This window comes from Rhodococcus sp. T7, from assembly GCF_009872365.1.
Classification (GTDB): Bacteria; Actinomycetota; Actinomycetes; order Mycobacteriales; family Mycobacteriaceae; genus Rhodococcus_F.
Map to the genome: position 1 here is coordinate 75325 of NZ_WXYH01000088.1, position 19243 is coordinate 94567.

A 19243-nucleotide genomic window follows, 5' to 3' on the forward strand; every position below is an offset into this window, starting at 1 on the left:
ACTCAGTGATGTGGAACACGTTCTACTAGCATTGAAGCACAAGCCGGGCGACTAGCAAAGGAAAGCTCATTCAGACCTTGCCCGGATAGCAGAACCTGTTCTATTTTCTGAGGACAAGGAAAGGAGCCCGCCGTGGGCACACCCGTCATCGTCGAGGCAGTTCGCACCCCCATCGGAAAGCGCGGTGGCTGGCTGTCCGGATTGCACGCCGCAGAGATCCTCGGCGCCGCTCAGCGGGGCATCCTCGACCGCTCCGGCATCGACCCCGAACTGGTGGAGCAGGTGATCGGTGGTTGCGTCACCCAGGCCGGTGCGCAATCGAACAACATCACCCGGACCGCGTGGCTGCACGCCGGACTGCCCTGGCAGGTCGGCGCCACCACCATCGACTGCCAGTGCGGATCCGCGCAGCAGGCCAACCATCTGATCGCGGGCCTGATCGCCACGGACGCGATCGACGTCGGAATCGCCTGCGGCATCGAGGCCATGAGCCAGGTGCCGCTCGGGGCGAACGTCGGGGAGAACGCCGGCCCGCGCAGGCCCGCCGACTGGGACATCGACATGCCCAATCAGTTCGAGGCCGCCGAGCGCATCGCCCGCCGTCGCGGGATCACCCGCGCCGACGTCGAAGCCCTCGGAGTGCGTTCACAGGCCCGCGCCAAGCAAGCGTGGGACGAAGGACGCTTCGACCGGGAGGTGCTGCAGGTGACCGCACCCGTCGTCGACAAGGACGGCAACCTCACCGGTGAGACCCGGGTCGTGACCCGCGATCAGGGTCTGCGCGACACCACCGCGGAGTCGCTCGCCAAGCTGAAGCCCGTCCTCGAGGGCGGCATCCACACGGCGGGCACGTCCTCGCAGATCTCCGACGGCGCCGCGGCCGTCATGCTGATGGACGAGGCCAGGGCGCGCGCCCTCGGCCTGAAACCGCGGGCCCGCATCGTCTCCCAGGCGCTCGTCGGCTCCGAACCCGAATTCCACCTCGACGGACCCGTCCAGGCCACGGCACGCGTCCTCGAACGCAGCGGCATGAAGATCGGCGACCTCGACCTGTTCGAGGTGAACGAGGCGTTCGCGTCGGTCCTGCTGTCGTGGGCGTCGGTGCACGAGCCCGACATGGACAGGGTGAACGTCAACGGCGGCGCGCTCGCGCTCGGACACCCCGTGGGCAGCACCGGGTCCCGGCTCATCACGACGGCCCTGCACGAACTCGAGCGCACCGACGGGTCGACGGCCCTGATCACGATGTGCGCCGGCGGCGCGCTCGCCACCGGCACCATCATCGAGCGGATCTAGGGCCACCCGATGAATGCGCCCGCCCGACCTGAGCCAAATTCCCCTCGCTCCGCTCGCCCGCCGGGCCTCGACTCGAAGTGGACGGCCTCCGTCATCAAGTGGATGTCGAAGATCAACGTTGTGCTGTATCGGCGGACGGGCGGGCGACTGGGCAGCAAGTGGCGGATCGGCAGCGCCTTCCCCCGCGGGTTGCCCGTCTGCCTGCTCACCACCACCGGCCGCAAGAGCGGCGAACCCCGGATCAGCCCGCTGCTGTTCCTCGAGGACGGCGACCGCATCATCCTCGTCGCGTCGCAGGGCGGCCTCCCGAAGCACCCGATGTGGTACCTGAACCTGCGCGCGAACCCGCAGGTGACCGTGCAGGTGAAGTCGCGGGTCCGGCCGATGACCGCCCAGGTGGCAGATCCCGACGAACGCGCGCGACTTTGGCCGCGGCTCGTCGACATGTACGCGGACTTCGACAACTACCAGGCGTGGACGGAGCGCACGATCCCCGTCGTCGTCTGCACGCCCCGATAGCAGTTGTATGTACCGTCGGGTAACGCGTGCCATGTCGGAGGACATCTTGCAGTATTGACGCGTACGGACTTGTACGACGGCCGAGGGCGAGGAATTGCAGATGAGTACACAGGTTCAAGATCGGATACACGACCGTCGAGAGCTCACCGCGGTCCTGCTGCGCGCACTCGAGCAGCGGCACGAGGTTCTCGACGCCATCGTCGACAGTGAGGACCACGCCGAGGCCCTCACCACTGTCGCCGGGCTCCTCGAGACGACCGAGGCGTACGCGGAAGCCGTCCTCAACCTGACGTTCCGCCGCCTCACCAAGGTCGAGCGGCGCCGCATCCAGTCGGAACTGAAGGACCTCGACGCCACACTGGAGTGGACCGCGACCGACCGGCCTGCGAGCACGGGCCGCAACTTCCGCCTCCGCCCGTTCACCGAAACCGACGAGGACGCCGCCCTGTTCCGGCGCCGCTGCGTCGAACAGGTCGACGACGCGGGCACACCATGGTCCGAGGAGCGGGTCGAGAAGGAACGTGCGGAGGGCCTGAGCCGAGTCGACGACGAGTCCGCCGCGTGGTTCGTGTGTGAGGACACCGCGGAGAACACGGCCGTCGGCATGGTGTTCGGCGAGTTGTCGGGACGCGAGGTCGACGTCGCGATCTGGATCTCCCCCGACGCCCGGAAGAAGGGCTACGGCACCGCGGCCGTGAAGCACAGCCGTCAGGAACTCGCCGCCGAATTCCCGGGAACGGTCCTGGTCGTCCGCGCTCCCGCCTGACCCCAGGTGAGTGGCGAAGCGTGCGGGAGCACACTTCGCCGCTCACGTGCGGTGGTCGGGGTCGCGCTGCTTGGTGACGCCCTGGGCCCAGCGGTAGTCGGGTTTGCCGCTCGGTGTGCGCTGGAGGATGTCCTCCACCCACACCAGCCGCGGAATCTTGTAGCCGGCCAGGCTCTGCCGCACGTGGTCCTCGAGACCGGCGAAGTCGACGCCCCGGCCGTCGCGCGCCTGCACGACCGCGGACACCCGGTGCCCCCACCGTTCGTCGGGGACGCCGACCACGATGGCGTCGTAGACGTCGCGGTACGCCTTCACCGCGCTCTCGACCTCCTCGGCGAACACCTTCTCGCCGCCGGTGTTGATCACCATGTTGCCGCGACCGAGCAGGGTGATCGACCCGTCAGCCTCGATCCGCGCGCGGTCGCCGGTGACGACGACCGGTTGTCCGTCGACCTCGCGGAAGATCTCCCGGGTCTTCTCCGGGTCGTTGTAGTAGCCCAGCGGAACGTACCCGCCCTTGGCGAACCAGCCGTCGATCCCGGAGCCGGGTTCGACGGGACGGCCCGCGTCGTCGATCACCAGCGCGTACCGCCCCGCCGGGACCCGGGGACCTCCCACCTGACTCTCCCCCTTGGTCGCGAAACCGATTCCCCCGAAACCGGTCTCGGACGCACCGATCGAATCGGACACCAGCAGCCCCGGGAACGCCTCGAGGAACGCGTCCTTGATCACCGGGGAGAACAGCGCGGCGCCCGACGCGACGACACCGAGGCTCGACGTGTCGGTCCGGGCCGGGTCGAGGGCCTCGATCAGCGGCCGGCCCATCGCGTCGCCGGTGATGATGAGGATCTGCACCCGATGCCGCTCGACGAGTTCCCACGTCCGGTCGGCGTCGAATTTCGATTCCAGCAGCACCGTGTTCCCGCTGAACAGCGCGGTGAACGTCGGCATCATCGCGGCCGCGTGGATCAGCGGCGGCAACGCGAACCACAGCGTCGGCTCCCCCTGCGACCCCACCCGCGACTGCTGGTACTCGTCGTCGATCGCCTCGCCGGTGTAGAAGTCGAGACCACCGCCGAGGACGCGCCAGATGGCCTCGTGCGTCCACACCACCCCCTTCGGACGTCCGGTGGTCCCGCCGGTGTACATCATGAACAGGTCTTCGGAACTGCGTTCGCCGAAGTCGCGGTCGCCGCTGCCGGACAGCGCCTCCTCGTACGGGACGGAGTCGCTGGGCAGACCGGCGCCGCCGACATCGTCCTCGACGACGACGGTGTGCCGGATCCTCGGCAGCGAGGGCAGGACCTCCGCGATGCGCAGCGCGTAGATCCGGTGGTGGACCACGGCGTCGAGTTCCGCGTTGCCGTACACGTAGGCGAGTTCGTCGCTGGTGTACCGGTAATTGATGTTGACCGGCACCGCGCGAATCTTGTACGCCGCCAGCAGCGTCTCCATGGTCTCGATGGAATTGTGCAGGTGCACGCCGATGTGCGAACCGGCGGTCAGTCCCGCGTCCAGGAAGTGGTGGGCCAGGCGGTTGGCGCGGTCCTCCAGTTCCCGGTACGTGACGCGGCGAGCGCCGCAGATCAGCGCCACCCGCTCCGGCATCACGTCGACGGAGTGCTCGAACAGGTCTGCCAGGTTGTAGGCCACGGAGTGTCCTCTCAGACGACTGTGAGTGGGAGGGGAATTCCTCGATCGGTGAAGGCGAAGTCGGCCCCGGTGCTGAACCGGGTGAGCGCGACCTCGGGTGCCTCCTTCGCCGGCGGTTCACCGGTCACGACCTCCACCGTCAGCGCCGTGTCCGTCTCCTCGACCACCTGCACGGCGAACTTCGGCGACACTCCGCGCACCAACGCGGTCAACGGCGCCAGGTGCTTGCCGTCGATCATGGACGGCCATGCCCCGTCCGCCGACGCGCCGCACTCGCGGCCGAGAGTCAGCAGCAGTCGGTCGCCGAGGGAGATCGTGACGTCCACGTACTGTCGGGGATTCAGCGCCGGATGCACCGCGAGGACGACGGCCAGGCCCTCCAGATCCGCGGGCAGGCCCAGCGCGTTCCGGATCCGCTCCGACGTGAGGCCGGCGATGCCGGTGAGTTGCTTACGGGCGATGTCGAGCGCGGCGCCGGGATCGGTGCGTGCCCGCACCGCGAGCAGGAAACCCAGGGTCAGCAGGTGTTGCTGCACACACACCTCTTCCGCGATCCGGGTCAGCGCCGAATGGGAGAAGTCCGGGAACCGCAGGTCGGCGAGGAGCGCACCCGCGTAGTCGTGCCGCCCCGGCCCGCCGGTGTCGATCGGCGACAGCCCGACCGTCGCCGCCCGCGACTTCCCCACCGTCACCAGCCCTTCCGGGACCGGCGGCGGCTCGTGCGCGTCGTCGATGGTGACCGTCCAGAGGCAGTGCGGTGTCCGGTCCGCGGGCCGTCGCGGCGGACGGTGCACCGGACGCACCTGCGCGTGCGGGTTCGTGGCCAGGGCGGTGGCGTCGAACGTCGGGTCTTCGATGTCGTGGCACATGGCCGTGACGTACTCGTCGCCCATCGGTTCGACGTCCATCAGCGCCCCGCAGTGGTCCAGCCAGAACTCGCCGTGGTCGTGATCGGTGACGCGGTACCGGAAGTCCATGAACTGGGGCGGCGCACCGATGTCGAGTTGCAGGCCCTTGAAGATCGTCACGACGCCGTCGCCCTCGAACCCCAGTGCGCGTTGCATGCGCCGCGCGTAGATCGGGCTCGACGCCATCCATTCCTCGATCGCGACCTGCGTCATGCCCTCGCGGCCGAACGCCCCGATCAGGTGGGGCATCCCGGAGCGGTCGATGAGGTGACCGCACAGCAGCAGTTCCGGCACAAGGATCGCCAGATCCTCGCGGGACAGATCCGCGAACGACGCCGGCACCTTCACCGTGCTCACCACAGCGGGACCGGGGCCTTCCCGACCGGATACCACCCCGGCAGCCGACCGGACGTCACGCGCTGGATCCGCGCGTTCATGCCGTCGGACATCGCATTGTTCGTGATCATCTCGAGGAACAGGGCCGAGACGTTGCCGAAGTCGAAGAAGTCACGCTGCCAGGACCATTGGAAGTTGCCGCCGTACCGGAACCAGCTGCCGCCGATCCCGGTGACCTGATAGTGGGTGCCGTCGTCCCGGGTGCGTTCGGACACTTGTTTCCAGAATCCGATGACGTCGCCGCTGCGGTCGTCGACGACGAATTGCTGATAGGGATATTCCCAGCCCTCGAGGCCGTTCATTTCCTGCCCGAGCGCCAGTTCGCGGATCTCGTCCCGGCCCACGGCCATGAAGTCGTCCTTCGGTCCGTAGTTCCACCCGTATGTGGCGTCCTCGGTGTACATCTCGGCCAGCGGCTTCCAGTCGCCGAGCGCCTCGCACCGCTTGTTCTCGTCCACCCAGCGCTGCACCATCTCGTCGAGTTCGGCGCGGTCGAAAGGGGCCATCAGGATTCTCCTTCTGAGTCGGTGTCCGCGAGGATCCGCAGGGCCTGGGTCGGGCAGAAACGCACGGCGCTCTCGACCTCCGCGCGCAGGTTCCCGGGTGGGTCGGCGTCGAGGATTTCGACCTTGCCGTGCTTGGGGACGACGAACACGTCGGGCGCCTCCATCTCGCACACGGCATGGCCCTGGCACAGGTCGAGATCGGCTTCGACTTTCATCACGTGCTTCGCTTCCGGTACCTCACCGTGCAGGGCTGCTGCAGCTGAACCACCATTTTGCTGTGATCGTTGCGGTACGTCTCGGACGGTTGCGCCATCTCGAACTCCCAGTCCTGCAGAAGGATCGAGAAGATCGCCTTCAGCTGCATCAGCGCGAACGCAGCTCCGACGCAGCGGTGCCTGCCCGCGCCGAACGGGATCCACGTCCAGCGGTTGACGATGTCTTCCTGGTTGGGGTCGATGTACCGTTCCGGATCGAACGTGTCCGGGTTCGGGAAGTCCTCCGTGATCCGGTTGGAGATCGCCGGTGTCGCCGCCACGAGGTCGTTCTCGGCGATCCGGTAGCCGCCGACCTCGAACTCGCCCCGTGCGACGCGCAGCAGGATGATCAGCGGAGGATGCAGCCGCAGCGTCTCCTTCAGTACCGCTTCGAGTTTCGGGATCTGCCTGAGCGCCCCGAAGCTGATGTCGGAGCCGTCCGAATAGAGGTCGTCGAGTTCCGCAACCACCTGCTTGGCGTAGTCCGGGTGCCGCAGCAGTTCGATCAGCGTCCAGGCCGCGGTGCCGGACGTGGTGTGGTGCCCGGCGAACATCATCGAGATGAACATGCCGGTGATCTCGTCGGCGGTGAAGCGCTCGTCGCCGTTCTCGTCCTTGATCGAGACGAGCACGTCGAGCATGTCCCGATCCTCCCTGCCCTGCGGAGGATTCTGGATGCGCCCGGTCATGATCTTCTGGACGAGGGCCACCAACTGCACCCGCGCCTCGTCCCGCCGGCGGAAGCTCTCGATGTCGGCGTACGCGTCGACGTAGGCGATGGGATCGGTGCCCTGCTCGAGTTCGTGGTAGAGGTGCGCGAACCGGCCGTCGAGTTGCTCCCGGAACTTCTTGCCGATCAGGCAGGCGGAGGATGTGTAGATGGTCAGCTCCGCGAAGAATTCGAGCAGGTCGATCTCCCCCTCGTCGCCCCACTGCGCCACCATCCGGTCGACCTCGTGGGCGATCGTCGCGGCGTGCCCCTTCATCTGCTCACCGCGCAACGCCTGGTTGTGCAGCATCTCCTTGCGGCGCTCGGGGCTCGCGTCGAACACGACTCCCTCGCCGAAGATCGGCTTCATGAACGGGTAGGCGGCCTGCTGGTCGAGATCCTCGTCGGTGGAGCGGAAGAAGAATTCGTTGGCCTCGGCGCCGGACAGCAACACCACCTTCTTGTCCGCGAGCTGGAAGACGCCGACGTTTCCACACTCCTCCCGGACGCGGCGCATCAGCGCGATCGGGTCGGTGCGCAGCTCGTCGAGATGTCCGTGCTCGTGCTCACCACCGGACACACGTTGCGGGGTAACCAGATTCATTCTCCATCCTTTCGGAGGGGCGCCTCGGGCTGCACCTCGATCAGCACCAGGTGTGCACCGCGGGGCGCACTGACGGTCGCGACGACGGCGTCGGCGATCGCGGAGGCGCGCAGGAAGTACGAGTGCCGAGCGAATCCCCATTTCGCCCAGTCGTCGAGGACGGGTCCGATGACCTCCTCGGTGGTGTTCATTCCCATCGACGTCTGGGTGGGTCCCGGGCGCACGACCGATGCCCGGACACCGGTGCCCTCCAGTTCCATTCGCATCTGCCTGCCCATCATTTCGACCCCGGCCTTACCGGCGTTGTAGGCGCCCATCCGGGGCCGGGGCGTGTCCGCGCAGTCGGATCCGATGAGGACGAAGTCTCCGCGCCTGCGCACGATCATGCCGGGAAGGATGCGGTGCGCGAGACGCTGCGCCCCTACGAGGTGGACGTTGATCTGGTCCAGGAACTGGTCCGGGTCCATCTCGTGTGCGACGGAGAACTCCAGGTCACCGGCACCCGACAGCGCGATCTCGGTGGGGCCGAGCGCGCTCTCCGCCGCGGTGACGAAGTCGTCGACCGACGCGGTGTCGGTGACGTCGAGGAAGTGCGCGAACGCTTCTCCCCCGTTGCTGCGGATCTTCTCCGCGATCTCCTCGCACTCCGCGACCCGGCGGGCGCCGAGCGCGACGGGGTGGCCGGCCTCGGCGAGTGCGTACGCCGTCGCCGTGCCGATGCCCGACGACGCCCCGGCGACGATCGACGGCCGGCGCTGCGGGTTGGGCTCGAACCTAGGCATCGCGGACCTGCACTTTCAGGGGAAGGGTGGCGAAACCGCGGACGTTGGTCGAGTGGACCCGCACGCTGTTCGCCTCGTCGATGTCGTAATCGTCTATGCGGGAGACGAGTTCGGTGAGGGCGATCCGCGCTTCGAGCCGCGCCATGTGGGCGCCGAGGCAGAAGTGGGTGCCGCCGCCGAAGCTCGCGAGCTTGTTGGAGGTGTCCCTGCCGATCCGGTATTCGTCGGCGTCCTCGAATACCGCCGAGTCGCGGTTCGCGGAGCCGATGAGGATCAGCACCTTGTCGCCGGCGGGAATCGTCCGGTCGTGGAAGTCGAGGTCGACGGCCGCCGTCCGCGCGACCATCTGGCTGGATGTGTCGAAGCGGAGGGTCTCCTCCACCCAGTCCGGCACCCGGCTCGCGTCCTCGAACACGTGCCTGGCCTCGCCCGGATAGCGGAACCCCCAGTACAGCGCGTTGCCGAGCAGCTTGGTGGTGGTCTCGTTGCCCGCCACCACCATCAGGAACATGAAGGCGATGATCTCGTCGTCGGTGAGCCGGTCACCGTCGATCTCCGCCTCGAGCAGGGCGGACGTCAGATCCTCGGTCGGCTTCCTGCGCCGCTCTGCCAGCATGTCGGCGTAGTAGCCGACGAGGTAGAGCGACGCCTCCATCGCGGCGTGCGGCACGTCGAGGACGCCCTCCTCGCGGTGCACCACCAGGTCGGCGAGCCGGCGGAGTTCGCTGCGGTCGGCCTCCGGCACCCCCATCAGTTCCGAGATCACGTCCATAGGCAGTTTGCCCGCGAATTCGGCGATCCAGTCGAACTCGCCCGCCTCGAGCGCCGGGTCGAGGTACTGCCGGGTGAGGTCCAGGATCCGCCCCTCGAGTTCGTTCACCCGCCTCGGGGTGAACCCGCGGGACACCAACTGACGCATCCGCATGTGCCGCGGATCGTCCAGCGCGAGAAAGGACATCGTCTTGTGGGCGTGCGGACCGTAGGCCGCCGGGTCGAGCGACACCCCGTTCGCGCTCGACAGGCGCTGGTTGTCGCGGAAGGCCGCGACGACGTCCTCGTGCCGGGACAACGCCCAGAAGTCGAGTTCCTCGTTGTAGTAGGCCGGCGCTTCTTCCCGCAGTCTTCGATACGTGACGTACGGATCTTCGTGGAAGCCATAGTCGTACGGATTGAACGTCACCGGATTGTGTGACACCCCGGGCATCGAGGCTGCGGTCATGGCATCTACTCCAGAATCAGCTTGGCGGAAGTTTCGAGTCGATCGGCGAATTGGGCGTAGGACCCGTATCCCATGCCCGCGCGGACCAGGCCGCCGGCGTACAGCAGCTCGAGCGCCTCGAGGACGTCGGGGTCGTGGCCCTCGCCCAGTGCGGTGGCGAGGCGATCACGGATCTCCAGCCCGATGCGGGCGCGGAGGTGCTCCACGTCGGGGTCGCGGCCGAGTAGCGCGTTGGTGACGGCTCCGGCGAGTTCGGGTTCGTCCGCCACCAGCAGGGCGATGTGGCGGAGCACGGCAACGACGCGTCCAGTGCGATCGAGTCCGTCGTCCACCGGCTGCGGCGAGCCGGCGAGACGCCGCCAGAAGACCTCGGCGACGAGGTGCTCCTTCGAGGAGAAGTACGTGTATGCCGTCGCGGGCGCGACACCGGCGATCCCGGCCACCGAGCGGACGGTGAGCCCGGCGAATCCCTCTTCACGCAGTACTTCGACTGCCGCCCTGGTGAGGCGGTCGACGGTGTCGGCCTGCTTCTCGGTCAGACGGCGGCGGGTCGACTCGAAATTCATACTACTGGACACGTGTCTGGACGCTACTACAGTTGCTGGCGGCTGGCAACGAAAATCGGGGTCTCACACCGGACTGCGCGGGTGAATCCGCACCGGCATCGTCTTGAAGCCGCTGATGAAATTCGATCGCAGCCGGGACACCGGCCCGGTGGGTTCCACGTGGTCGATCCGCGCGGCGAGGGTCTCGAACAGGATCCTCAGTTCGAGCCGCGCCAAGTGCGCGCCGAGGCAGAAGTGCACCCCGCTGCCGCCGAATGCGATCTGCGGGTTGGGACTCCGGCCGATGTCGAACCGGTACGGTTCGTCGAACACCGCCTCGTCCCGGTTCGCGCTCGGGTAGTAGATCACCACCTTGTCGCCGGCCCGGACCAACTGGTCGCCGATGTACGCGTCCCGCGTGGCCGTGCGCCGGAAATCCATCACCGGAGTCACCCACCGCAGGATCTCCTCCACCGCGCTCGAGGCCAGGTCGGGCTCCGACTGCAGTCGCCGCCACTGATCGGGGTGATCGATGAACGCCTGCATCCCACCGGCGGTCGCGTTGCGCGTCGTCTCGTTCCCCGCCACCACGAGCAGGACGAAGAACATGTTGAATTCCATCTCGGTGAGCGTGTCGCCGTTCTCGTCCGGCTGCACAAGTTTGGTCACGATGTCGTCCCGCGGCTCGATGCGGCGTTGCGCGGCAAGCTCGTTCGCGTACAGGAAGATCTCGGCGGCGGCCATCTCCCCGTCGGCCTGGGTGGTGCCGTACTCGGGATCGTCGAACCCGATCATCCGGTTGGACCAGTCGTACAGCCTGTCGACGTCCCCGGGCGGCGCCCCCAGCAGTGCCGCGATGACCTCCAGCGGTAGCGGCGCCGCCGCCTCGGGGACGAAGTCGACGTCACGCGCCTCGAGGAGTCGGTCGACGATCCGGGTACAGATGTCGCGGATGTGCCCCTCGAGCACCTTGACCATGCGCGGGGTGAATCCGCGACTGACCAGTTGCCGTAACCGGGTGTGGTCGGGCGGGTCGAGGTTGACGAGCATGGCGGCCTGCTTCGCGCGGGTCTGCTCGTCGAAGTCGTCGATCTGGGTGGTGCCCACCGCCGACGAGAACGTCGCGCTGTCGCGGGACACGGCGACGACGTCGGCGTGCCTGGTCACCGCCCAGAATCCGGTGCCGTTCTCCTCGGGTTGCCAGTAGACGGGTTCGCTCGCCCGCAGGTGGTCGAAGAACGCGTAGGGCACTCCCTCGGTGTAGACATCGGGAGATTTCAGATCAATCCGAGATGCGGTCATTCACTGCTCCTCGATCGATAAACGAATGGGATGCGTCTTAAACTACATACTTTCATTTAAAATGGAAGACCGTATGCTGAGGCCATGGCGAAAGGGCAGAACGCACCGATCCGACGTCGCACCCTCACCCGCGACAAGGTCGTCGATGCCGCGATCGAGATCATCGACGAACTCGGCTGGGAGCAACTGTCGATGACGAGCCTCTCGGCCCGGCTGAACGTCGTCACCGCCTCGCTGTACAACCACGTCCGCAACCTCGACGACATCCGCGGCGCCGTCCAGGTGCGCACCATGACGGAACTCGGCGCGCATCTGCGCGAAATCGCCATGGGCCGAACCGGTCCCGACGGGCTCCGCGCCCTCGTCGACGCGCACCGCGCCTGGGCGACCGCGCATCCGCACCGGTATCAGACACTCACCACCAGCCCCGTCGACCGGGACGCCTTCATCTCTGCCGCACTCGACGCCAACACGGCACTCCGCACGATGCTGGCGTCGTGCGGACTGCCGCCCGAGGACACCCTCGACGCCGCCGTCAGCGTCTTCGCCGCCATGCACGGCTTCGTGATGCTGGTGAACACCGACTTCCTCGGCAACGAACTGGACCTCGACTCGATCTACGAATCCGTACTGCGCGGCGCACTCGCCAGCGTCGGATGGCCGGAGCACGCGCCCGCACGGTCCTGAGAGCAGCGGCCCGCGACGTCAATTCTCCGAAACCATTCCGATCGGTCGCTTTGTGCTGCACCATTCACAGAGGACGACCCACGGCCCGACGAACAGGACACAGATGCGCACGATCGCCCGCACCACCCTCCTCGCCGCAGCGACCATCCCCCTTGCAATCGCCGCCGCCCCGGCATCGGCCGCTGAAGCCACCGACGTCACCTACGCCTTCGGCGTCGACGGATCGACCGTCACCAACACGATCACCAACAACACCGGTGCCACCATCGGCTGCACGACCTCGCTCGCCCTCGCCCCCGACGGCGTGCTCCCACCCATCGCCGAAGTCGTCGGTCCCGGGCAATCCCTCTACCAGCAAGACGACATACCGCCCGGGACGACCACCCAGTCGGTGCTCGACGTCCCCGACGGCTCCTACGTCGCACTCGCCTCCTGCGGGAGGGAGGGCGAAGACCCAGCCCTGTGGGTGTCCGACTACCCCGGCATCGAACAATTCCTGGTCCAGTTCCCGATGCCCGCCTACACCGTGGAGCAAGCATCCTCGGTCGTCACGGTGCCGAGTGTCGCCCCCGCGCCACCCGCCGCAACCGTCCCCGACGCGAGTGATCTGGGCAAGATCTTCGGCAGTTGACCGCATTCGTCACTGAAACACCGCACTGATCGTCCGCGGCGCAGGCAAGGAAGGGTGAGGATGTTCGAACGGTTCTCCGACCACGCACGCAGGGTCGTCATCGTCGCCGCCGAGACCGCCCGCACACACCACCAACCCGCCGTCGGCACCGAGCATCTCCTCGTCGGGATTCTCGAGGCCGGCGGACCCGGCGGCGACGCCCTCACGTCCTGGGAAGTCACCACACACGCCGTCGAGAGCAAGCTCACCGACATCAGCCCCGACGAAGGCTTCGACCCCACCGGGCACATCCCGTTCACCCCGAAGACCAAGAAGATCATCGAATCCAGCCTGCGCCAGACGGCGCTGTTCGGGCACGAGGAAATCGGCACCGCCCACCTCTTGCTCGCCCTCCTGGACGACCCCGCCTCCACCGGGTCACGGATCCTCACCGAGATCGCCCCGATCGGCATCACCGAGATGCGCGAACACCTCCGCCGCGAACTCGAACAGCATCCGACCACCGGCCCCACGCACGTGATCCCCATCCGACTCAGCGACGTCGAACACACCCGCGCCGATCTCGCCGCCCGCGCCGCCGGACAACGCCTCGACACCTGGCTTCACGACCGCATCGTCGACGCCCTCGAACAACCCGAGTAGCCACCGCCGAATACTGCAGAGCCCCAACACCGCTGCAACACAGTCAGTCCGGGGCGAAGAACAACTCCATTCCGATGAAGAACCACGCCACCAAGGCAGCCGTCGGCACGAACGCGCACACCAACGGCAGAGCGAACTGCCGGGCCGCGTGCCACGGCACCGTCATCAGACCGCATGCCACGACCATCACCATCGGACCCGCCCAACTGACCCAGTACTCGACCGGAGGCGGATCAGATCCGAACGAGGTGAACGAGCCGTGCGGATACACCCGCGGCTGCGGAGTTTCCGCGAAGCGCTGCCACACCATCACCATCGGCGCATACGCGAAGAATCCCAATAGCAAGCCTGCGGTCACGCCCAGAGAAATCCGCCAACCCCTCCCCGACCCTGCGGGTGTCACCTCGTCCACACCACCCATCATCCGCGATGCGCCCAGCAGTAGCACCGCGACCGGGGTGGGACCGACCACGACCGGCCGTCGCCCCGTCGCCACGATCTAGACAACATCATCGACGAATTGCGTTGTTTGCAAACAACTCCGAAAACCACGACACCCCCGGGTCAGACCCGGGGGTGTCGTGATTCAGGCTCAGTCCCGCACGGCCTCGAGCGCGCTGTTGAACGTCGCGCTCGGACGCATCACGGCGGCGGTCTTCTCGCCGTCCAGCTTGTAGTAGCCGCCGATGTCGACCGTGGTTCCCTGCACCTCGATGAGTTCCCGCACGATGGCGTCTTCGTTCTCGTCCAGCGCCTGGGTGAGCGTGGCGAAACGTTCCGCCAGTTCCTTGTCCTCGCTCTGCGCGGCAAGTTCCTGCGCCCAGTACTTCGCGAGGTAGAACTGGCTACCCCGGTTGTCGAGTTCACCGGTCTTGCGCGACGGGTTCTTGTTCTCGTCGAGCAGCTTGCCGGTGGCCGCATCGAGCGTCTTGGCCAAGATCTTCGCGCGCTCGTTGTCGGTCTTGGTGCCGAGTTCCTCGAGGCTGACGGCCAACGCCAGGAACTCACCGAGCGAATCCCAGCGCAGGTGGTTCTCCTCCACCAACTGCTTGACGTGCTTGGGCGCCGAGCCGCCGGCACCCGTCTCGTACATGCCGCCGCCGGCCATCAGCGGCACGATCGACAGCATCTTGGCGCTCGTCCCGAGTTCCAGGATCGGGAACAGGTCCGTCAGGTAGTCGCGCAGGATGTTGCCGGTCGCAGCGATGGTGTCCAGACCGCGGATCAGGCGTTCCAGGGTGTACCGCATCGAGCGCACCTGCGACATGATCTGGATGTCGAGGCCCTCGGTGTCGTGATCCTGCAGGTACAGGTTGACCTTCTTGATCAGCTCGTTCTCGTGCGGGCGGTACGGGTCGAGCCAGAACAGGACCGGCATGCCGGAGTTGCGTGCCCGGGTGACCGCGAGCTTGACCCAGTCGCGGATCGGCGCGTCCTTGACGGTGCACATGCGCCAGATGTCGCCGGCCTCGACGTGCTGGGTGAGCAGCACCTCACCGGTCTCGACATCCACGAAGTTGGCGTCGCCCTCCTCCGGAATCTCGAAGGTCTTGTCGTGCGAGCCGTACTCCTCGGCCTTCTGCGCCATGAGCCCGACGTTGGGGACGGTGCCCATGGTCGTCGGGTCGAATGCGCCGTTGGTCTTACAGAAGTTGATGATCTCCTGGTAGATGCGCGCGAACGTGGACTCCGGCATCACGGCCTTGGCGTCCTTGGGCCGTCCGTCGGCGCCGTACATCTTGCCGCCGGAGCGGATCATCGCGGGCATCGAGGCATCCACGATCACGTCGCTGGGCGAATGGAAGTTCGAGATGCCGCGGGCGGAGTCGACCATGGCCAACTCGGGGCGGTGCTCGTGGCAGTCGTGCAGGTCCTGAATGATCTCCTCGCGCTGCGTGCTGGGCAGTGATTCGATCTTGTCGTAGAGATCACCGAGACCGTTGTTGACGTTGACGCCCAGTTCGTCGAACAGTGCCTGATGCTTGGCGAAGGCATCCTTGTAGAAGGTCTTCACCGCGTGGCCGAAGACGATGGGGTGCGACACCTTCATCATCGTCGCCTTGACGTGGAGCGAGAACATGACGCCCGTCTTGCGGGCGTCCTCCATCTGCTCCTCGTAGAAGTCGAGCAACGCCTTCTTGCTCATGAACATGCTGTCCATGATGTCGCCCTCGCCCAGGTCCACCTCGGGCTTGAGGACGACCGTCTCGCCGGCCTTCGTGACCAGCTCCATCCGGACCTTGCGCGCCCGGTCCAGCGTCATCGACTTCTCGGAGTGGTAGAAGTCGCCGTGCCGCATGTGCGCGACGTGGCTGCGCGAGGCCATCGACCACTCGTCCATGCTGTGCGGGTGCTTGCGGGCGTACTGCTTGACAGCCCGGGGTGCGCGACGGTCGGAGTTGCCCTCACGCAGGACCGGGTTGACGGCGCTGCCGAGGATCTTGCCGTAGCGCTGACGGATGTCGCGCTCCTCGTCGGACTTGGGGTCGTCCGGGAAGTCGGGAATTTTGTAGCCCTTGCCCTGCAGTTCCTTGATGGCGGCCAGGAGTTGCGGCACGGACGCGCTGATGTTGGGCAGCTTGATGATGTTCGTCTCGGGCAGCTGCGTCAGGCGACCCAGCTCCGCGAGGTTGTCGGGGACGCGCTGCTCTTCGGTGAGGTTCTCGGGGAACTCTGCCAGGATCCGCGACGCCACGGAGATGTCGCTGGAATCGATCTCGATGCCCGCGGCACCGGCGAAGGTCCGCACGATCGGCAGGAAGGCGTACGTCGCGAGCAGCGGCGCCTCGTCGGTCAACGTATAGATGATGGTCGGCGGCTTATGGGCGCTCATTTGTTTGTTGTTCTCCCGCGTCAGTTCGGTTAAATTCACAGGTTCAGCGTGCAGTTATCGGATCGCGACGAGTATCAGGTTACGTTGCGGCATCGCCGGCGACTTGTCCGAGCACCGCTACCCGTGAGTAACAAACCGCCCTGCAGCCTGGGGTCCAGTTCGGGTCCGGGACAGAAGTCCTGGCAGGCGACCGCGAGAAGATCGGCTGGACTGTCATCCGCACACTGTCGTGGATTTACTGCCTCCCGGACCACCGTCAGCGTATCGATCGGGATTGACATTCTTGCATCCCTTGGCATTACAGCCTTCATCGTGCACTTACGAACACCCCGACACCGGAACCGTGGGTGCGGGTTCCGGATCGGGGTGCTCGGGTGGGTTCTCGCTAGCCGGCGACGCCCTCTGCGCGAGCAGCGGCGGCAACTGCCTCCGCCACAGCGGGGGCAACGCGAGGATCGAGCGGGCTGGGAACGATCTTGTCCACAGCCAACTCGTCACCGACGACCGAGAGGATTGCCTCGGCGGCGGCGAGCTTCATGCCCTCGGTGATCCGCCGGGCACCGGCGTCGAGCGCACCCTTGAACACACCAGGGAAGGCCAGCACATTGTTGATCTGATTCGGGAAATCGGAGCGCCCGGTGGCGACGATCGCCGCGTGCTTGCGGGCGACGTCGGGGTGGATCTCCGGGTCCGGGTTCGACAGTGCGAACACGATGGAGTTCTCCGCCATGGTCGCGATGAGCTCTTCCGGGACGGTGCCCGCGGACACCCCGAGGAACACGTCCGCACCGTCGAGGGCTTCGACGACGCCGCCGCGGCGACCGGCCGGGTTGGTGCGCGCGGCCAGATCCACCTTGACGGCGTTCAAGTCCTGACGGTCCGTCGATACGATGCCCTTCGAGTCCAAAACGGTCACGTCCGCGATCCCCGCGGCGAGCAGAATGTTCGCGCACGCGACACCGGCGGCGCCGGCACCGGAGATGACCACCCGCAACCCACGGATGTCGCGGTCCTGGACCTTGACCGCGCCCTTCAGCGCGGCGAGGACGACGATGGCGGTGCCGTGCTGGTCGTCGTGCATGACCGGGCAGTCCAGCGCCTCGATGACGCGCTTCTCGATGTCGAAGCAGCGGGGTGCGGAGATGTCCTCGAGGTTGACGGCTCCGAAGCTCGGGCGCAGCCGGATCAGGGTCTCGACGATCTCGTCGGGGTCCTTGGTGTCGAGGACCAGCGGAATCGAGTTCAGCCCGGCGAAGTTCTTGAACAGCGCCGACTTGCCCTCCATCACCGGAAGGGAGGCGCGGGGGCCGATGTCACCGAGGCCGAGCACCGCGGAGCCGTCGGAGACGACGACCACCAGGCGGTTGGTCCAGGTGTAGCGGTCGGCGAGGGTTTCGTCGGCGTGGATGGCGCGGGACACCTGCGCGACACCGGGGGTGTAGGCGATGGACAGGGCGCGCTGCGAATCGAGGGCGGCCGTGGTCTCGACGGAGAGCTTCCCCCCGACGTGGCCGGCGAAGATCTCCTCGTCGGTCAGTTCGACCTTCTGCGATGCGGTGGGTTCGGACACGGTGGTCATTCTCTACCCATTCCCTTTCCGTATCGACAACCCACGTCAGCGTGTCGTCACAATCGATCGGCGTGGGCGTGCGCGGCCCAGGGAGCTCCCACCTCCCGTGGCGTCACTGCTCCACGACGACAGCGGGACAGATGCGATCGAATGGCTTGCAGACGTGCTGAATACTGGAGCAACTGGTCGTGGACGCGCTCGTCCCGCCACATGGCACGACGGTCACCGCGCGCGGGCACGAGTTGACGATCGACGAGACCCAACGGTGCGGCAGGCATGATTGGCGGCGCAAAACCATTGGAGTACATGCTCACCGGAATCGCAGCCTACGCCGCGGAGAGGTGTCGGTCCGCGAATCGGCGACTGCGGGGGTGTGACTGCAACTGTGGCGGGTGCTCTGTGGTGCGCCGCCTTAACTTACTTTGAGCCCCTCAAACGTAGTTATAGGCATCGCTGGTGTATCGAGCACCCTCTCGAGTCAGGTGACCGCACCCACCAGCTCCGCCAGGTCGTCGAGCGACCACGGCGGCTCGGTCGTGTGGTCGCGGTAGGCCATCAGGGTCGGAGTCGGTCGGTCGAATCTGCCGACGAAGCAACCTGATCCGGCGAAGATTCCCCCGGTGATGCCTGCGGCGAGGTCGCTGGCGAGGAAGAGGTACAGCTGGGCGACGTAGTCCGCGGGCGCGGGATGCAGTGAGCCGTATCGCGTTGCGTCGTCGAGCATTCCCCGCCTGTGTAGGTCCTCGATGTGCTGCTCGTACTCCTCCCCCTCGGACAGTCGCGTCTTCGCGCCGGGACATACGACGTTGGCGCGCACGCCGGATTCGGCCAGTTCGGCGGCGATGGCGAGGGTCAGGCTGTTGACGGCACCCTTGCCCGCGGGATATCCGGTTCCGCCGTAGTCGCCCAGGAATGCGAACGAACTCGTGTTCACGATCGCTCCGCTTCCTCGTTCGGCCATCAGCGGCGCGACGGCCCGGCACGTGCGGAACGTCGCCGTCAGGTGCGCGTCGATCAGTTCCCGCCACTGCTCGTCGGTGACGGTGAGAATGGACGAACCGGCGGGCTCCGCGACGCCCGCGCAGTTGATCAGGACGTCCACGTCACCGAACGCGCATTCCGCGGCGTCGACCAGCGCCTCCGCGACGCCGTCGTCGGCGGCCGAACCCGCCACCGCGATCGCGCGGCCGCCTCGGAGCACGATCTCGTCGGCCACCTTCTCCGCCGCGTTCCGATCGCGGCCGTTGACGACGACACCGGCCCCCTACGCTGCGAGCACGTGCGCCACCGCCCGCCCTATCCCTCTGCTCGAGCCGGTGACGACGGCCCCTCGCCCGTCCAGTCGCCTCTTCTCGCCTGTCGTCATCGCGCCTCCGGGAACTGATCATTGCGGCATCCAGTTGTTCAAACTATAGTCCAGA

18 protein-coding genes and 1 pseudogene are annotated in these 19243 nt (G+C 66.8%); 6 read left to right on the top strand and 13 right to left on the bottom strand.

Translation table 11 applies throughout. The annotated features are described in order from the left end of the window. The first annotated feature begins 132 nt into the window (after positions 1–132). The 3 genes from MLGJGCBP_RS11235 (at position 133) to MLGJGCBP_RS11245 (ending at position 2581) form a co-directional block, all read left to right on the top strand. Positions 133–1296: a steroid 3-ketoacyl-CoA thiolase gene (locus MLGJGCBP_RS11235; protein WP_087561143.1), complete on the top strand. Its 1164-nt coding sequence runs from the start codon at positions 133–135 to the stop codon at positions 1294–1296. 9 nt (positions 1297–1305) lie between these two features. Continuing rightward, positions 1306–1815, top strand: a complete 510-nt coding sequence (locus MLGJGCBP_RS11240; RefSeq protein WP_160095580.1) for a nitroreductase family deazaflavin-dependent oxidoreductase — start codon at positions 1306–1308, stop codon at positions 1813–1815. A gap of 100 nt (positions 1816–1915) precedes the next feature. Beyond that, complete coding sequence (locus tag MLGJGCBP_RS11245) at positions 1916–2581, top strand: GNAT family N-acetyltransferase (protein ID WP_087561145.1); 666 nt, start codon at positions 1916–1918, stop codon at positions 2579–2581. A 42-nt stretch (positions 2582–2623) separates the two neighbouring features. Here MLGJGCBP_RS11245 and MLGJGCBP_RS11250 read toward each other — a convergent pair whose 3' ends face one another. From MLGJGCBP_RS11250 to MLGJGCBP_RS11290, 9 genes are all read right to left on the bottom strand, one after another. After that, entirely contained in the window at positions 2624–4234 is a 1611-nt protein-coding gene (locus tag MLGJGCBP_RS11250; protein ID WP_160095582.1) for an acyl-CoA synthetase, read from the bottom strand. Positions 4235–4245: 11 nt separating this feature from the next. After that, on the bottom strand, positions 4246–5502 hold the full coding sequence (locus MLGJGCBP_RS11255) for a hypothetical protein (RefSeq protein ID WP_160095584.1): 1257 nt from the start codon (positions 5500–5502) through the stop codon (positions 4246–4248). After that, complete coding sequence (locus MLGJGCBP_RS11260) at positions 5496–6044, bottom strand: nuclear transport factor 2 family protein (protein ID WP_160095586.1); 549 nt, start codon at positions 6042–6044, stop codon at positions 5496–5498. The genes MLGJGCBP_RS11255 and MLGJGCBP_RS11260 overlap by 7 nt, the downstream gene beginning before the upstream one ends. Further along, positions 6044–6259, bottom strand: a complete 216-nt coding sequence (locus tag MLGJGCBP_RS11265; protein WP_087561149.1) for a ferredoxin — start codon at positions 6257–6259, stop codon at positions 6044–6046. Before MLGJGCBP_RS11265 ends, MLGJGCBP_RS11260 begins: the two co-directional genes overlap by 1 nt. Further along, complete coding sequence (locus MLGJGCBP_RS11270; protein ID WP_160095588.1) at positions 6259–7611, bottom strand: cytochrome P450; 1353 nt, start codon at positions 7609–7611, stop codon at positions 6259–6261. Before MLGJGCBP_RS11270 ends, MLGJGCBP_RS11265 begins: the two co-directional genes overlap by 1 nt. Further along, positions 7608–8393, bottom strand: coding sequence for an SDR family oxidoreductase (locus MLGJGCBP_RS11275; RefSeq protein ID WP_160095590.1), 786 nt, complete (start codon positions 8391–8393; stop codon positions 7608–7610). The genes MLGJGCBP_RS11270 and MLGJGCBP_RS11275 overlap by 4 nt, the downstream gene beginning before the upstream one ends. Next, positions 8386–9612: a cytochrome P450 gene (locus MLGJGCBP_RS11280; RefSeq protein ID WP_160095592.1), complete on the bottom strand. Its 1227-nt coding sequence runs from the start codon at positions 9610–9612 to the stop codon at positions 8386–8388. Before MLGJGCBP_RS11280 ends, MLGJGCBP_RS11275 begins: the two co-directional genes overlap by 8 nt. 5 nt (positions 9613–9617) lie before the next feature. Then, entirely contained in the window at positions 9618–10178 is a 561-nt protein-coding gene (locus MLGJGCBP_RS11285; RefSeq protein ID WP_160095594.1) for a TetR/AcrR family transcriptional regulator, read from the bottom strand. A gap of 63 nt (positions 10179–10241) precedes the next feature. Further along, complete coding sequence (locus tag MLGJGCBP_RS11290; RefSeq protein WP_160095596.1) at positions 10242–11459, bottom strand: cytochrome P450; 1218 nt, start codon at positions 11457–11459, stop codon at positions 10242–10244. Positions 11460–11543: 84 nt separating this feature from the next. On the opposite strand from MLGJGCBP_RS11290, the gene MLGJGCBP_RS11295 reads away from it, so the two are divergent. From MLGJGCBP_RS11295 to MLGJGCBP_RS11305, 3 genes are all read left to right on the top strand, one after another. Then, positions 11544–12146, top strand: coding sequence for a TetR/AcrR family transcriptional regulator (locus MLGJGCBP_RS11295; protein WP_160095598.1), 603 nt, complete (start codon positions 11544–11546; stop codon positions 12144–12146). Positions 12147–12249: 103 nt separating this feature from the next. Then, positions 12250–12777, top strand: a complete 528-nt coding sequence (locus MLGJGCBP_RS11300; RefSeq protein ID WP_160095600.1) for a hypothetical protein — start codon at positions 12250–12252, stop codon at positions 12775–12777. Between the two features lie 60 nt (positions 12778–12837). Beyond that, positions 12838–13419, top strand: a complete 582-nt coding sequence (locus MLGJGCBP_RS11305) for a Clp protease N-terminal domain-containing protein (RefSeq protein ID WP_160095602.1) — start codon at positions 12838–12840, stop codon at positions 13417–13419. Between the two features lie 43 nt (positions 13420–13462). On the opposite strand, the gene MLGJGCBP_RS11310 is transcribed toward MLGJGCBP_RS11305, so the two are convergent. From MLGJGCBP_RS11310 to MLGJGCBP_RS11325, 4 genes and pseudogenes are all read right to left on the bottom strand, one after another. After that, the gene (locus tag MLGJGCBP_RS11310) at positions 13463–13777 is read right to left on the bottom strand and encodes a hypothetical protein (RefSeq protein ID WP_160095604.1); all 315 of its coding nucleotides are present in this window, start codon (positions 13775–13777) and stop codon (positions 13463–13465) included. A 234-nt stretch (positions 13778–14011) separates the two neighbouring features. Further along, positions 14012–16252, bottom strand: a complete 2241-nt coding sequence (locus MLGJGCBP_RS11315) for an NADP-dependent isocitrate dehydrogenase (protein ID WP_160095606.1) — start codon at positions 16250–16252, stop codon at positions 14012–14014. A 385-nt stretch (positions 16253–16637) separates the two neighbouring features. After that, the gene (locus MLGJGCBP_RS11320; RefSeq protein ID WP_160095608.1) at positions 16638–17831 is read right to left on the bottom strand and encodes an NAD(P)-dependent malic enzyme; all 1194 of its coding nucleotides are present in this window, start codon (positions 17829–17831) and stop codon (positions 16638–16640) included. A 469-nt stretch (positions 17832–18300) separates the two neighbouring features. After that, positions 18301–19188: pseudogene (locus MLGJGCBP_RS11325) on the bottom strand (SDR family NAD(P)-dependent oxidoreductase). Between the last annotated feature and the right edge of the window lie 55 nt (positions 19189–19243).

Excerpts from the sequence above, each read along its gene's own strand:
- MLGJGCBP_RS11240 (WP_160095580.1), top strand. The coding sequence starts at position 1,306 with ATGAATGCGCCCGCCCGACCTGAGCCAAATTCCCCTCGCTCCGCTCGC.
- MLGJGCBP_RS11245 (WP_087561145.1), top strand. The coding sequence starts at position 1,916 with ATGAGTACACAGGTTCAAGATCGGATACACGACCGTCGAGAGCTCACC.
- MLGJGCBP_RS11260 (WP_160095586.1), bottom strand. The coding sequence starts at position 6,044 with ATGGCCCCTTTCGACCGCGCCGAACTCGACGAGATGGTGCAGCGCTGG.
- MLGJGCBP_RS11265 (WP_087561149.1), bottom strand. The coding sequence starts at position 6,259 with ATGAAAGTCGAAGCCGATCTCGACCTGTGCCAGGGCCATGCCGTGTGC.
- MLGJGCBP_RS11270 (WP_160095588.1), bottom strand. The coding sequence starts at position 7,611 with ATGAATCTGGTTACCCCGCAACGTGTGTCCGGTGGTGAGCACGAGCAC.
- MLGJGCBP_RS11275 (WP_160095590.1), bottom strand. The coding sequence starts at position 8,393 with ATGCCTAGGTTCGAGCCCAACCCGCAGCGCCGGCCGTCGATCGTCGCC.
- MLGJGCBP_RS11280 (WP_160095592.1), bottom strand. The coding sequence starts at position 9,612 with ATGACCGCAGCCTCGATGCCCGGGGTGTCACACAATCCGGTGACGTTC.
- MLGJGCBP_RS11285 (WP_160095594.1), bottom strand. The coding sequence starts at position 10,178 with ATGAATTTCGAGTCGACCCGCCGCCGTCTGACCGAGAAGCAGGCCGAC.
- MLGJGCBP_RS11290 (WP_160095596.1), bottom strand. The coding sequence starts at position 11,459 with ATGACCGCATCTCGGATTGATCTGAAATCTCCCGATGTCTACACCGAG.
- MLGJGCBP_RS11295 (WP_160095598.1), top strand. The coding sequence starts at position 11,544 with ATGGCGAAAGGGCAGAACGCACCGATCCGACGTCGCACCCTCACCCGC.
- MLGJGCBP_RS11300 (WP_160095600.1), top strand. The coding sequence starts at position 12,250 with ATGCGCACGATCGCCCGCACCACCCTCCTCGCCGCAGCGACCATCCCC.
- MLGJGCBP_RS11305 (WP_160095602.1), top strand. The coding sequence starts at position 12,838 with ATGTTCGAACGGTTCTCCGACCACGCACGCAGGGTCGTCATCGTCGCC.
- MLGJGCBP_RS11315 (WP_160095606.1), bottom strand. The coding sequence starts at position 16,252 with ATGAGCGCCCATAAGCCGCCGACCATCATCTATACGTTGACCGACGAG.
- MLGJGCBP_RS11320 (WP_160095608.1), bottom strand. The coding sequence starts at position 17,831 with ATGACCACCGTGTCCGAACCCACCGCATCGCAGAAGGTCGAACTGACC.